Origin of the sequence: Acinetobacter sp. AOR41_HL (assembly GCF_027854645.1) — a bacterium.
Lineage (GTDB): Bacteria > Pseudomonadota > Gammaproteobacteria > Pseudomonadales > Moraxellaceae > Acinetobacter > Acinetobacter nosocomialis.
On the sequence record NZ_JAKTHZ010000022.1, the window covers coordinates 25,184 to 40,114 of the forward strand.

The following is a 14,931-nucleotide window of genomic DNA, read 5'->3' on the forward strand; positions in this document are numbered from 1 at the left end:
GCACTCCTAGTGATATGAACCAATAACCTAGGATGTGTTTTCTCATGACGACCTACAACGAAGCTCAAACCTTTTGTGAAATTGAAAAATTTATCAAGGATGTGGTGGATGACCAAATCAGTTGTGAACAATTCAAGCAACAAATTGTTCCTTTAATCATCAAGTCTTGACGCTTTTTTATTCAGGGTTATGACTATGTTGATTCCATCATTATTTTTAAGCAGATTGAAAGAGCCTTGTTTCAAGCCAATAAATATGGATTGTATGAAAATATTAAAGACCTGCCCGATCATGTGATTGAGTCGATGATTGCCGATATTCAGTCAAAATCTGAATTGATACAGCATGGTCATCAATACGATCAGAAGCAGAATAAAGCTGAAATGAAAAAGGTTGAACGCTTCTTATTGGATTTGATACAAAACAAGGACTGCTTAATCATCTTTCCAATGCGGTTGGGTATCAGGGCAGATGTATCGTCATTAGCATTTAACGAATTTGAATGTTATGTCTATGCCTTGTTGAGAGAGGTTAGGGCAAGAGAGATCAATTTATTCCGTTGCATCCATTCGGTGATCTGGAAAATGAAACATTATCCTGATCGTGGTTACTACCTCCAGATCTACTTCATTTATGCAGGACAAGCACAGGACACGACTTTATCTGACCATGCCAATAAATTGGCAGCGAAGTGGGAAGAACTCAGTAATGGTTATGGTGAAGCCCATATTGAAGAACAAGCCAAGAAAGGCTGGTCAGTGAATTGCCAAGATGACAGGCAGATTCAGCGTATCCTGCAATTGCTCAAGAGTGATTTTAATGCGAATAGTAAAAATCATTATTTAAGGGTGATGCGAACTCGTCGCAAAACTTTTGACTGTGAACGCATCCCTTTAAAGCTGAATTAGTTTTGTTCAGTAAAATTAATGGAGTTGTTGTCGAATAGTGGTCTAAGGAAAACAATGCGCTTAGACCACTAATCCACTGAAGCATGAATGGACGAATGCCTAGAAATTATAGGTATAGGTCAAGCCACTGCTGGTCGTGATGGTCACTTCACGGACATATTCAGCCGAACAGCCTAAGTAAACTTTTGCTACCGAACCATAACGCATATTTTGATAATCGTAAGTGCCTTTGCTTCTACAATTGCCACGATTGATTAAAACACCTGTGATGGTGGTTGGAGCATCGTTCAAGGACATGATGTTTAACAAATCGCTATAGCCTGTCATGGAGTATTGTGATTCTTCACGACGAACACGGACTTCAAACTGTTCTTGTACAGTGGGTTCAGTCCCTTCCTCAGCATTGTATGTTTCATCTTCTAAAAAGGATTTATCTACGGGTGGAAAATCATCTTCGGATTGAGGGGGAGTTTCAGTCGTATCAGCAGTGCTATTCTCACTTGTTTGAGTTTGGACATCTTTGGATTTTGGTACATCGTTGCCCGAATTACATGCGCTTAAAGTCAGCAGCAACACACTGGATAAAACAACAGATGGAATAAAATTCATTACACATGCCTATATTTAATTGAATGTTGTGATCTACAGGGTTGGGCGAAAGCCCAACTCTGTTTATTTAATTTTTAGATAAATCAATTTTTTGCTTTTTATAAAAATGGGAGTCATTCACTGATCTTTTTAAATACCTTCTCGATCGGCGTGTAGTTTTCCAAGCTAAAATCAAAAGGAATTGGCTTTTTCAGTGGCACATCAAATTTCTTTAATGGCGCATTTTCTATGCCGTTGAAATGTTTGCGTTGAAAGGACATGGTACTTGGTTCAAGGATTGCGATTGGCTCATTTGCAGAATCAGCTTGAGTAATGTTGGTTTGATAAATGACTAAGCTATCTAATTCCAATTTATGGTTATTGAAGTTAAAAATATAACCGACATATTTTTGTCCACCAGCCGTAATGATATTTTGTGCTAACTCTGACGTGGATGGAGCTGTGAAATTCACAATAAGATCAGATGCGAAATTCATGTTCTCAAAATGTAATTGTTTCGAGTCAGCATCGTAATAAACAAAATTATCAATCGGACCCTTCGGTCGATCATTGGGTGTATAGCTGCTCGGCATGAACTGGCTTTGTGCAGACGTAGCATTTAAACTGAGCTCTAAAAGTTTTAAGTCATAATTTAGATGGGCATTTTTACTATCTAATTCTTTTTGAAGTGTTTGAATACGTTGTTGATATTGTTCAGTACTTTCAAATTGATCTTTTTGTGGTGGAGTCACCTGCATTGTCGATCTTATATAATTGATGGCTGTATCATGCGCTGCACGCAAAGAATAGTTATCACCTAAAGCAAAGGTGAATGCAGGAAATTGTTGACCTGTATTTCCAATTACTAAAACTTGATTGTTTTTTAAAGCCAGCACATTTCTTAAATCATTCAGAATAGATTGGAAATGCACACAGTTTGCACAATAGTCAGCCACATCTGAATTTTCAGCAAACATCTGCAATCCAGAGATAGTTTTATACGGTGGATAAAAGGAAAAATATCCTTCGTCTTTAATGAGCTCCTGAAAGCTTTCGCCTGTTTTGGTGAGCGGAGGGGTAACTTTATTTCGAGCAATAATCAAAGGAGAAGAAGTAGTCTGTGCAGGGGCTTCATCATTCAATGACATTGTTTCAATCTTTTGAGATAGCTCTTCTTTCTGTACATCATCATGTTGTGGTTTTGAGCAGCCGACCAACGCAAGGCTGGTGAGCAGTGCAATTGAAACGTATTTCATCCTATTATTTCCCCATCCAATTTTTTTAAAGTTTTTAAAAATGAATTATGAAATTGACTGTAATTTCAAATACATTCTGGTTGGCTGTCACAGGCTCTAGCTATACTTTTACTGAGTACAAAAATGACAACTCAAATAAGCTGTGTGATGAATTCGATGATTGTTATCCAGCACAAAACACCACTGACCAAAATAGATGCAGCAGTTAATTGATGCCTTGAATTAATCAGGACACAGCGAAAGCGTGCGATAAATGAATCGGAATGAAATGCTTGAGAGGCTTAGAAAGTGCAGGGGAATAAAGCACAGTAAATTGCGTCATGGTTGACTATTCCTTTTGTGATGAGAAGTAGTCTTACCAAATTACTGTCAAATAATGGTGGCAAGACTAGAAGGGTTGACAGACTGATACAAAAGGAAATCAGCGCACGCAAGCGTGCCCCTCCTAGCCTCACCATAAAGGCGTGACTTAAGAGAACGCACAAAAACCTATATCGCGTTTGTTGTGCGCCTTTTGTAAACGGTCTGTCAAAACCGACTGACAATGTAGGTCAGCCCTTGCATCATAATCGTTGCTAAAAAACAGGTCAATTGATCTATTTAAGCATCATTCAAAAATCACCCAAAACTGATGGTAAAAAACGCATTCTAAAAAAATACAAATACATAGCATCTAAATGAGAACGGTGTTTCTCGATTCGAGATAGCACCAATACATGCTTCAGCTACATCGCAATCATTTTGCCTGCTTCCCCAGCAGGCTTTTTTTATTCATTTACAGGAAATACCACAATGAGTTTGCCATGTCCTTATTGCCAGTCTAGAGAGACGGTACTGCTTGAATCAACCCAACATTTACCCAGTACCTCAACCAATAACCCTATTGCCAATAGCGTGATGTCACCTATGGCACTTGCTACTTTGGGTGTTAGCGTTTCTAAAAGTCTAAATATGCCTCCGATAGCAGGCGCAATCGTTGGGGTACTGATCGGTGGTATCTGGATGTTGATCACTGAAGATGAACTGCAACAACCGCTACTCCCAACTTATCGCAGACAGTATTACTGCAACAACTGTGACCGCAGCTTTAGCCCAAATTTACGCAATTAAGCATTCAACAAAATTCACAAATCGAACCTTATACCCATTTTAAAATTAATACAGGAATTATTCTTATGGCACATTTAGTTGAAACCATGGCATTCGTTGGACAAACTCCTTGGCATGGTTTAGGTAATGAACTTACCCCAAACCAACCCATCGAGGTTTGGGCACAACAGGCAGGCATGGACTGGCGCATCGAATCCTCCGATGTCAGTTACATGGCTCAAAATGAAAAAGGCCAAAGCATCATTATGCCTTTTGAGGAACAACGGGTACTGTATCGCTCAGATACCCATGCACCGTTATCGGTGGTGAGTCAGCGCTTTCAGGAAGTCCAGCCGATGGAAATCCTGCATTTTTATAAAGACCTAACCGAACAATCAGGCTTTGAACTGGAAACAGCGGGGGTACTCAAAGGCGGTAAGAAATTCTGGGCATTGGCGAAAACAGGACAAAGCACAACACTTAAGGGCAAAGATGTGAGTAATGGCTATATTCTTTTAGCGACAGCCTGTGATGGTACATTAGCTACCACAGCCCAATTCACTTCGATCCGCGTGGTGTGTAATAACACTTTAGCCATTGCCCTTAAAGGGCAAAACACCAGTGCAGGTGTAGTTAAAGTGCCGCACAGTACCAAGTTCGATGCAGAGAAAGTCAAACAGCAACTGGGGATTTCAGTTCGTGCATGGGATGAACATATGTATGAAATGAAGCAACTCAGTCAGCGTAAAGTAACCCAACAGGAAGCGGCAGCCTATTTTGATGCGGTATTTAACAATACCAATCTCAGCACTGCTGAACAGGATGAAAGCATTATTCAGTTTTATCGAAATGCAGCCATGCCGAATCAAAGCGCTTCATCTCGCTCAGACAATAAAACTGAACCGAATGGACGTGCTATGTCAAAAGTCATGACTATGTTTAACGGACATGGGCGAGGGGCGGAACTGAGTTCAGCCAAGGACACCGCCTATGGTTTACTGTGTGCCATAACCGAATTCTGTGATCATGAACGTCGTGCCATGAGTACGGATCACCGACTTGATTCAGCATGGTTTGGTGCAGGTGCAGTGATTAAACAACGAGGTCTGGAACAGGCCTTAAGAATGGTGGGTTAATAAAAGCCATACCATTCATTCAGTTTCAATTAAGTTCATCTATTTAGCCTAAGCTTACGGTAACACCGTACAAGCACAGCAACACCTTTAGCCGCACCCTCAGATGCGGCTTTTTTATGCCCAAAATTCAGCTTTTACGATTTTACCCATACAGGAATAGTTACAATGAATAGTCATACTCAAATTCAAAATGCCTTAAATCATCCACCGTTACAGCCATATTCACCAAACCTGAATCCAACCACTCAAAACTCATCGACTCAACAGGTTGAAGTCGGAACTCGAACCAAACGAGACCGACCGAATACGCAGCCACGAAAAACCAAAGCACCCACAGCTAAACGCCTTGCCAACACCAAACAGCTCAATTACCAACAATGGCTAGAAGTCCGAAAGCAGGGCATTGGCAGTAGTGATGCCGCTACAGCATGTGGTTTAAATCCCTATATGTCGATGCTGGAACTGTGGATGATCAAGACAGGACGGATGCAACAAAATATCGAGGATGAAAGTGCTGGTTATGCACCGTTGTACTGGGGCAAGCAGTTAGAACCCTTGGTGGCTGAATACTACAGCATGCACACCAATAATAAGGTGCGTCGAGTCAATGCAGTGTTACAGCATCCTGATGAAGACAAACACTTTATGTTGGCGAACCTTGACTATGCCGTGGTGGGCAATGATGAAGTTCAAATCTTGGAATGTAAAACTGTAGGGGAATATGGTTCTAAGTTATGGCGAGATGGTGTGCCTTTATATGTCCTCTGCCAAGTGCAACATCAACTGGCAGTGACAGGTAAACAGGCAGCGCATATCTGTACCTTGATCTGTGGACATGAAAGTAAAATCTTTAAAGTGACCCGTAATGAAACCGTGATTCAGCATATCATTAATGCGGAACGTCACTTCTGGCAATGTGTGGAATCGGATATTCCACCGAGTGTCGATGCTTCTGACTCAGCAGCCAAAGCCTTGCAGCAGCTTTACCCTGAGCAGATACCACTAACAGTGGAAGATCTGACTCAAAATGAACAAGCCAACTACCTATTTAACCAATTGCTTGAAGAGCGACATAAGGTTGAGCAGCACCAACAGTATTTTGATGAACTCAAACATCAACTGCAAATGATGATGAAAGATGCTGAACGAGCAGTGTTTACGGGTGGTTCAGTGACGTGGAAGAAATCACAAGACTCGATCAGCCTAGACAGCAAATCCTTACTGAAACAACACCCTGAATATCTACAGCAGTTTCCTCAAACCAAAGCAGGTACACGGCGATTTCAGATTTACCCGAATGGTGGATAAGGCAGCAACGCAGATCCAGCATTTATTTCTTCAACAAACGTATCAAATCAACCAATACCCAAAACCAACCGATCCCAGACCCGAACAGGTATGGGATTTTTTATGCCCAATTTTTATTTATACATCTATATAGAGGACATCACCATGATTAAAGGTTTAGCAATTACACCGCCAGTATTAGGACGTATTAGTATCGGCAAAATCATCGAAAAGAATGGTAAACGACTCCCTGAAAAGGATGACCAATTTACCATTACCAGTCAAATTCAAGGAAAAGATGGCTGGGTGAAACATCCACTGGATGAACAGTTACGTGCTAAAGCACAAAACCAGAAACTCAGAACCATTCCAGTACGCATGATCTTTAACGATCCTGAACTGAATCTACGGGCAGAGTACAGCCTATTTGACCGCCAAACTGGACGCTTAATCTGCTCAGGTAATGGAGAAACCTGTCAGCGACTGGGACAAAATGGTATTGAACAGCATCCATGTCCATCACCTGATCTTTGTCCATTGGCACAGGGTGGGTTGTGTAAACCTTATGGGCGGCTGTATGTGAATTTAGATGAATCGGATGAGTTTGGCACTTTCATCTTTAGAACCACAGGCTTTAATAGCATTCGTACCTTGGCTGCACGATTACGTTATTACCATGCTGCTTCAGGTGATTTACTTTCATGCCTGCCATTGCAATTGACTTTACGAGGTAAAAGCACCACGCAAAGTTATCGTACTCCGATCTATTACGTGGATTTAACTTTACGTGATGGAATCAATTTACAGGAGGCAATTACGTCAGCCAAACAGATTGATGAAACAAGTAAGGCAGCAGGGTTTTATCAGGAAGCTTTAGATCATGTGGCACGGCAGGGCTATGGCAATGCTAGCTTTGAGGTGGGAGGTGAGGAGGGGCTGGATATTGTTGAGGAGTTTTATAGTGATGAATCAAGACCAGAACAGTCTCAACAAACGCATGACCTAACCCATGTTCAGGATATTCAGAAAGGCTTGCAGCAATCGGTTCAGGCTTTGAATTGATTAGGTGGAAGCAGGACGTTTTTTCTTACAGCGGGCTCTATTATTTGAGCGAAATTGCGCTCGCATCATTGATTGGGAGAAAAACATCATGAATGCGTTCACAGGTCAAACTTTTCAGATGAATCAAATCATTAATATCAAGCATGTCGTTGAATTTACTGCTCTGAGCAAATCAAAAATCTATGAGATGATCAATAAGAAATCAAAGTATTACGATCCGACATTTCCTCAACCTGTGCGCTTGACCGAAATGCGTATCGGTTGGTCAGCTTGGGAAATTCACCAGTGGATTGAGGCTAAGATGGAAGAACGAGAGTAATGGGAGCTTTTGCTCCCTTTTTTTTGTGTGTTTTGAGCGTTATTAGCAAGACATAATCTTGATTACCACTTCTCACTCTCTTAGTAAGGCTTAAATTGTTTTACTGAGCATAGAAAGGCTTTCTGTAGGATACTCATAACTGAACCATCATTAACAATCGCTAGTGGAAATAAATGGGAGTTAATTAAAAGCAGAATTATTGTATTCTGATATTGGAAAATTGATAAATTGAATTCATTACCTAAATAGAAAAGTTATATGACCATTACACTTAAATCATCACTTTCATGGATAGATAATGATAAAGAGTCTAGAGGAAAAGTATTAGAGCTTTTATCTCATTTCAATGAAAAGGACAGCAGGGATGAGCTAGGGATTGGTAGTATTAGGGATCGTATATCAGATCTCTTATTTCCAGGTACGAGTACCATTCAAACGAGGCTTCGTTATTTTTTCTTTATACCTTGGCTTTATCAGGAAGCTGAAAAAAAACATTTAAATGATAATGAATCACTCAAAATTATTGATCAGCTTGAGCGGAATTTGATTACTAGCTTGATGCAGTCTGATGATTTAGATGGCGTGTTTGGTAAGACTTCTGGCATCACTTTGAAACGATTACCAAGTTCAGTATATTGGTCAGGCTTAGAAAAATGGGGAATTAAGAGTAAAAATTGTTTGCAAACTGAATATTTCTTTTATGCTAAGAAATTAGAGAACAAAAGAGCTCAATTAGAGAAAGAAATAGCACATCTACAAAAGCGTAATGATGATTATTCAGAATTCCAAATTGAAAAAAATAAATCTTCTATATGGCATTTCAGCCTTCCCAAGCCACCTAAAGATTTTCCCAACAGTGTGAATTTAAAAGTTACGGATGAAGAAGCTGGATTTATAAAAGAACAGCTTCGTTGTCATTGTGGTGAGAGCCTTTTGGCTTATCTTGCTTTAAATAGTCACTATAGCCAAGACGTAACAGTACCATGGGAGCATCCACAATTTGAGAATTTTGATGTGGAGACTCAGAAACTCCTTAAACATGCAGAGTTCTTTTCTGTCATTATTCACGGCGCCTATTTACTTTATAACCTATTACTTGCTGATCTTAGCGAGAATAAAAAAGTTTATCAGGAGTATAAAAATAAATTACATGAGTGGTATCAGAAATTATACAGCAGGGATTCTAAGGTATTTCACCTTGATAATTGGTTCATAGACGATTTCTGGATAACAATTGAAAAAAGAAAAAATTCTTATGCTGAGCCTATATCAATCAATCGTACGACTAAAATCTTTATTGAATCATGGGTAAGTATTCTTCAGTTAAAAGATCCTAAATTTTATAAGTTGAATAAAGTGAAAAAATTAATCATAGAGCGTGAGAAGCATTTAAAAGGTGCTAGATCAAGGTTTACCAATAAAAAAGCGTTAGAGCAGTGGGGCGGAGCCGCGGGTGTAAATGAGTTGAGATATCGTTGGCCGACGGCAAAACAATTTTTGAAAGATTTATCTGTTGTTGAGGGAATTTAGGTCATGTTGAACCCATCGCATAGAAGCTTAAATACGTCTTTCTTAGTGCCTCCTGTAGGGATGATATTTGATGAAGCAATACTGACAACTTATTCCCTAGATCCGTCTGTTGTATTAGAGATTCCAGTCTATCTTTCATTGTTAGCAACTGATAGTAAGCCAATCGATCCTTATTCAATTTTGGCATCAATCAAAAAGTTGAAAGAACGAATAACTATATTTTCACAAAAAGGACTTATTCAGGTTCCAAAAGACAGAAAGCCAAATCCTGTTTTTAGTTATTTGGAAGATATGATCATAGAAAGTGAATCTCCTAGAGGTGGTGTTTTTCATCCAAAGATATGGTTATTACGTTTCGTCAATGGAAAAGATATTGTATATAGACTGGTTGTACTTTCTAGAAACTTAACTAAAGATAATTCGTGGGACATTGCCTTACAGTTAGATGGACATGTGGGTAAGAAGCGAAATCCGAAAAATAATCCAATAATTTATTTCCTTTCAAACACCTTAAGTCGTTTTCAAGATAGTGAGCTAAAATATAAAAAGGCTCAACAAATGAATAAAATGACACAGGATTTAATCAAAGTTCAATGGTGTTTGCCTGAAGGTTTTAATGATATTTCTTTCTACATTTTAGATCAGGGTTCCTATCCATGGAACATTCAAAAGAATGAGAAATTACTAATTATTTCGCCTTTTTGTTCCGATGCTGTATTAAAAAAATTAGCTAGTTCGAGTAAAACCTGTTTTCTTCTGACAAGAGAAGAGGAACTCTTAGCTTTAAAACCTGCAACACTTAAAGCTTTTGACCAAGAAATTTATACGTTAGCTGATGGTTTGGTTGATGATGATTATACAAATGACGATCAAAGCAATAATTTCCAAGTTAAGACAGATCAGATTTTAACTAAAGGATTACATGCAAAAGCATATATCTATGATGTTTTAGAAGATGGTAAATCTAAGACACATGTGGTAGTAGGTTCTGCGAATGCGACGGATGCAGCTTTGACGTGTCAAAAAAATGATGAAATATTGGTTGAACTGGTGAGTGAGGATAGTGAATTGATTAATGTTGATCACTTTCTTTCAAGCATGAAGGCTAATGGTTACTTGACGCAATATGATGATCTCTCCGCAATTGGTGATTCAAGTCTGAGTGAAGATAATAAACTTCTAGAGGAAATTCGAAAATGGATATGTAGTACCACAATTAGAGGTTATTGCACATTCGACGAAACTTCGAATTATTGGAATTATGTGCTAAATGCAGAGGGAATGAATACTCAGAATAATTATCAAGATTATGAGATCAAGGTTTGGCCTATTACTTTAGATGAAAAACGTGCACAGTCTTGGAATATCAGCAAGACAAATGAAAATATTGTTTTCTCCAACTTAACTAGTACGGCGATTTCAAGCTTAATTGCATTTGAAATCAAACATAAACTTCAACAAGAACAAGTAAGGTTTGTATTGAAAATAACAGTATCAGACTTACCTTCTGACCGTGATGCGGAGATACTCAGAACATTAATAAATAATAAAGAAGGATTTCTTCAGTACTTAAGAATATTGCTCGGGTACGTTTACGCTACCGACAAAATAGGTACGAAAAATAGTGAAGCTGACTTCAATTGGTTAAATAGGTTACTTGAAGATGAAACGACATTGTTTGAAGATTTGTTTGTTATCTATATGAAAGAACCTGAACGATTACAAGATATTCAAAAGTTAGTTCAGGATTTGGGCGGGGAAGGTAGTGCTCATATTCCGAAAGAGTTTATTCAATTGTGGCATGCATTTGAGCAAGCAATAAAAGGAAAAAAATAAATTGAATAAAGCAACATTTTCATCTGACTCAGTTTTACATAATTTAAAAGATTTTCAACGTAATACAGTTCATTGGGTGTTCTCTAAACTTTTTGAGCGTGAACATAATGCGAGATTTTTAGTAGCTGATGAGGTTGGCTTAGGTAAAACCTTGGTTGCTAGAGGTGTAATTGCTAAAACGATCGAACATTTAAGTACCCATCAAGAGCGAATTGACATTCTTTATATTTGTTCAAATGCTAGCATTGCTACTCAGAACATCCGTAGATTGAATGTGACCAATAAAGATGAAGTGGTTAGAGTGACACGTTTAACCTATCTAGTAAGAGAAACTTCTTTATTGAAGCAAAGTCAGGTTAATTTTATCAGTCTGACACCGAGTACTGCATTGGATCATACCCGAAGTAAAGGCGGGCAGGCCGATGAAAGAGCAATACTTTACTATCTTCTAGAACCATTATTTGCATCAACCCAAGTCAAAACAGCGCTAAAAGAATTGCTCAGATGTAAGGTCGGGCTTAATCGTTGGGATGAACGAATAGATGAATGTTTAAATCAAGGCAAGGAAGTTTATGATCAAACTATTGTGAATTCATTTAGACAAGAGCTTCAAAAAGATCTAAAGCTAATGAAGCAGATTGAAGAAACAAGTATTCATTATAGTGATTCGGCTGAATCTGATATCTATGTCATACAGTTGAGAGATAGGTTAATAGCAAAGCTTAGATCAATTTTAGCCTCTGTTAGTTTGTCAGCATTGAAACCTAGTTTAATTATTTTAGATGAGTTTCAACGTTTTAAAAACTTGTTAATTCAACAAGCAACAGATGGTCAAAGTATTGATAATGAAGCACAGATGATTGCTGAAAAGATTTTCTCAGATGATCAAAGTAAAATTCTTATGCTTTCAGCGACACCTTATAAAATGTATAGCGTACAAGGGGAAGATGAAACAGATCATTATGCTGAATTGATGCAAATCCTCGGTTTTCTTTTTAATAATGAGTCTAAGTTAGAATTTCTAAAAAAACTAATGTTGGAGTACAGAAGGGAACTTGCTTTAGGCTTTACGAATAGAGAAAAAATTGATGATTTGAAGCGTAAAGTAGAGAATAACTTACTTGAAGTAATGTGCCGCACAGAAAGAGTATCATTGAGTCATGATAATAATTCCATGCTTTCAGAACATAATGAAAGTTCGGTACTAGATGTGGAAGATTTGAAGTACGCAGCCTCAATGAGAAATTTGTTAGATTCACTCAATGTGAGCAATGTGACTGAATATTGGAAGTCCATACCTTATACGCTTAACTTTATTAAAGATTATGATTTGGGTCGGAAAATTGAAAATACTAAACTATCTCATGAATCTGAATTTTCAGAAAAATTTAAAAATGGACTGAGAGAAGCCAATAAATATAGCCTAAAAAAAGAGCATATTCAAAAATATAAGCCTATCCCATTGAATAATTCTAAACTTCGTTTATTGATTAGAGAGACCCTTGATCAAGGGATGGCAAAATTATTATGGATGCCACCATCTTTAGTTTATTGGGAACCTTATGGCGTTTATAAGGGGAAAAATCATTTGACGAAACAACTGATCTTCTCTGCATGGAATGCTGTTCCAAATGCGATTGCAGCATTTACCTCTTACGAGGCAGAAAGGTTAATGTATGGTAAAACACAAGACTTGACTTATTTTAAAAAAAATACACCTTCGAGACCTCTAGATATTAAGACAAAATCTTTTCATTTTCTCAGCCTCTTATATCCTTCTATCACCTTAGCTAAGCTAGATCCTTTGGATTTGATTTTGAGTGAAATCGATTTAATTGAAGTCAATATTACTTCAATTAAATCTCTAGTAATTGATCAACTAAAAAAACAATGTGTTGTTCTAGATAGTTTTAAAGATCCTGATATATCTGATTTTGATACTAATTGGTATTGGTTGGCACCTATTTTATTAGATATTGTGCTTGAGGATGATTTGGATTGGGAATTGAGGTTTGATACATGGGCAAGTCATTTCTCCCAAAAACTAGATGATGACACTGAGACATTAGAAAATAAGACCATTTTAGGTTTTGTGGATGCAATTAAATCAATAGTCAAGGAACTTTTAGGTGGGAGGAGGTTAGGCGGATTACCAGAAGATTTTTTTGAGGTCTTAGCTGATATTGTTCTAGCATCACCTGCATTATGTGCATATCGGGCATTAAAACGTGTCCTAACTGAGAAGGAGGTTAAGAACGATGCACATGAATTATTTTTAGGCGCATTACGCATTACAGCAGGTTTCCAAAGTTTGTTTAATGTTCCTGAAAATGTTGGATTGATTAAATCTCTTAGTGGTAAATCCTATTGGCGAAAGGTACTCCAATATAGTTTACAAGGTAATTTACAAGCATTATTGGATGAACATATCCATGTACTGATAGAGTCTTTAGGTTTAACTAATCGATCTGCGTGTGCACGTATAAACGAAATTTCAGAGTCTCTTTATTCAGTATTAACGCTACGTACAAGCCATGTACGGGTACATCAATTCAAAGTAAGAAATAATCAAGTGGTTGATGATGCTTTTGATGTACGTTGTAAATTCGCTTTAAGATTCGGTAGCGGGAAAAATGAAGCAGGACAAGAAATTCGAATTGAGAAAGTAAGAGATGCTTTTAATTCACCTTTTAGACCATTTGTACTAGCATCAACATCTATTGGTCAGGAAGGTTTAGATTTTCATTTATGGTGCCATGCAGTTATGCATTGGAATTTGCCCTCAAATCCAATTGATTTGGAGCAGAGAGAAGGTCGTGTACATCGTTATAAAGGCTATGCAGTTCGGAAGAATATTGCAGAATTTCATAACTTTCATACTTTGAAGCCTGTATACCATACAGGTCAAGATCCATGGAAAATACTTTTTGACAAAGCCTATTTAGAGAAATGTACATCTAAAAATGACATGATTCCGTTTTGGATTTCAGAGAAAGGAACAACCACGATTCAACGCTATGTTCCATGGCTGCCGTATAGTAAAGAAGAGAAAAAGCTGACCCGATTAAAATCAGATTTAAGCCTTTATAGAATGGCATTTGGTCAGCCAAGACAAGATGATCTTTTAGCAAGATTTCAGGATATACAAGATATAGAACAGTTGTCAGCGTTTTGGATTGATCTCAGACCACCGTGTTCTAGTAGAGCTATTGAAAAAAAGTACAAACATAAGATTGATGTTGAAGCTAAGTTGGGAAACTAAGCAAGTGGATGGGGGAGCTTTTGCTCCCTTATTTTTTTGGTAGAATCGAAAAAAATTACTTATGTTATAAATGAAACAAACTTTAGATTATTACGATATAAATGCATTAGGGTTCTTCGAGTCTACATTCAAAGTAGATATGGAGAGCCTATATCAACCATTTTTACGCTATCTACCAGACCATGCCTTTATACTTGATTTAGGTTGTGGTTCAGGTAGGGATACCTTGGCTTTTAAGAATAAAGGTTATCAGGTGGCAGCAACTGATTATTCAAAAGAACTGGTTGATAAGGCAAGTCAAGTGACTGGAATTGATGTGCGTTTTGAAAGCTTCTATGAGTTGGCTGAGCTAAATCAATATGATGGTATTTGGGCATGTGCTTCACTATTACATTGTGAAAGAAAATACTTACCTGATGTGTTGGGAAAAATACTAAAAGCATTAAAAGTGAATGGTATCTGCTATATGTCATTTAAATATGGCGCGGGAGATCGTTACAAGGATGGACGACAATTTACAGATATGGATGAATTACAAGCACAGAGTTTGTTAAAAAAATTTGCTAATATTTTATTGTTACAACAATGGATTACCATTGATAAACGTTCCGATCATAATGAAGATTGGCTGAATATCGTATTTCAAAAACAAAATTGA

Annotated in this window: 13 protein-coding genes; 11 read left to right on the forward strand and 2 right to left on the reverse strand. The window is 37.7% G+C overall.

All coding sequences use genetic code 11. The annotated features are described in order from the left end of the window. Positions 1-44: 44 nt before the first annotated feature. Together MKL35_RS07680 and MKL35_RS07685 are read left to right on the forward strand one after the other, a co-directional pair. Complete coding sequence (locus tag MKL35_RS07680) at positions 45-170, forward strand: hypothetical protein (protein WP_270913270.1); 126 nt, start codon at positions 45-47, stop codon at positions 168-170. A 66-nt stretch (positions 171-236) separates the two neighbouring features. Continuing rightward, the gene (locus MKL35_RS07685) at positions 237-908 is read left to right on the forward strand and encodes a hypothetical protein (protein WP_270913271.1); all 672 of its coding nucleotides are present in this window, start codon (positions 237-239) and stop codon (positions 906-908) included. Between the two features lie 99 nt (positions 909-1,007). Here MKL35_RS07685 and MKL35_RS07690 read toward each other — a convergent pair whose 3' ends face one another. Both MKL35_RS07690 and MKL35_RS07695 read right to left on the reverse strand, forming a co-directional pair. Then, positions 1,008-1,517 (reverse strand): hypothetical protein, encoded by a 510-nt coding sequence (locus tag MKL35_RS07690; RefSeq protein WP_270913273.1) that lies wholly within the window; start codon positions 1,515-1,517, stop codon positions 1,008-1,010. Positions 1,518-1,630: 113 nt separating this feature from the next. Beyond that, positions 1,631-2,752, reverse strand: a complete 1,122-nt coding sequence (locus MKL35_RS07695; RefSeq protein WP_270913274.1) for a hypothetical protein — start codon at positions 2,750-2,752, stop codon at positions 1,631-1,633. A gap of 792 nt (positions 2,753-3,544) precedes the next feature. On the opposite strand from MKL35_RS07695, the gene MKL35_RS07700 reads away from it, so the two are divergent. The 9 genes from MKL35_RS07700 (at position 3,545) to MKL35_RS07740 (ending at position 14,931) form a co-directional block, all read left to right on the forward strand. After that, entirely contained in the window at positions 3,545-3,862 is a 318-nt protein-coding gene (locus MKL35_RS07700) for a hypothetical protein (protein ID WP_270913276.1), read from the forward strand. A gap of 65 nt (positions 3,863-3,927) precedes the next feature. Beyond that, positions 3,928-4,977 carry a DUF932 domain-containing protein gene (locus MKL35_RS07705; RefSeq protein ID WP_270913278.1) on the forward strand — a complete coding sequence of 350 codons (1,050 nt, stop codon included), beginning with the start codon at positions 3,928-3,930 and terminating at the stop codon, positions 4,975-4,977. Between the two features lie 165 nt (positions 4,978-5,142). Beyond that, a complete protein-coding gene (locus MKL35_RS07710) occupies positions 5,143-6,285 on the forward strand; it encodes a YqaJ viral recombinase family nuclease (protein ID WP_270913280.1) in 1,143 nt (380 codons plus the stop codon). 144 nt (positions 6,286-6,429) lie between these two features. Then, positions 6,430-7,326: a recombination directionality factor gene (locus tag MKL35_RS07715; protein ID WP_270913282.1), complete on the forward strand. Its 897-nt coding sequence runs from the start codon at positions 6,430-6,432 to the stop codon at positions 7,324-7,326. Positions 7,327-7,414: 88 nt separating this feature from the next. After that, a complete protein-coding gene (locus tag MKL35_RS07720) occupies positions 7,415-7,645 on the forward strand; it encodes a helix-turn-helix transcriptional regulator (protein ID WP_309004436.1) in 231 nt (76 codons plus the stop codon). Positions 7,646-7,903: 258 nt separating this feature from the next. Then, the gene (locus MKL35_RS07725) at positions 7,904-9,175 is read left to right on the forward strand and encodes a DUF6361 family protein (protein WP_270913286.1); all 1,272 of its coding nucleotides are present in this window, start codon (positions 7,904-7,906) and stop codon (positions 9,173-9,175) included. Between the two features lie 3 nt (positions 9,176-9,178). Further along, positions 9,179-11,011 (forward strand): phospholipase D family protein, encoded by a 1,833-nt coding sequence (locus MKL35_RS07730; protein ID WP_270913288.1) that lies wholly within the window; start codon positions 9,179-9,181, stop codon positions 11,009-11,011. Between the two features lies 1 nt (position 11,012). After that, positions 11,013-14,273, forward strand: coding sequence for a C-terminal helicase domain-containing protein (locus MKL35_RS07735; RefSeq protein WP_270913290.1), 3,261 nt, complete (start codon positions 11,013-11,015; stop codon positions 14,271-14,273). A 70-nt stretch (positions 14,274-14,343) separates the two neighbouring features. Beyond that, the gene (locus MKL35_RS07740; RefSeq protein WP_270913291.1) at positions 14,344-14,931 is read left to right on the forward strand and encodes a class I SAM-dependent methyltransferase; all 588 of its coding nucleotides are present in this window, start codon (positions 14,344-14,346) and stop codon (positions 14,929-14,931) included.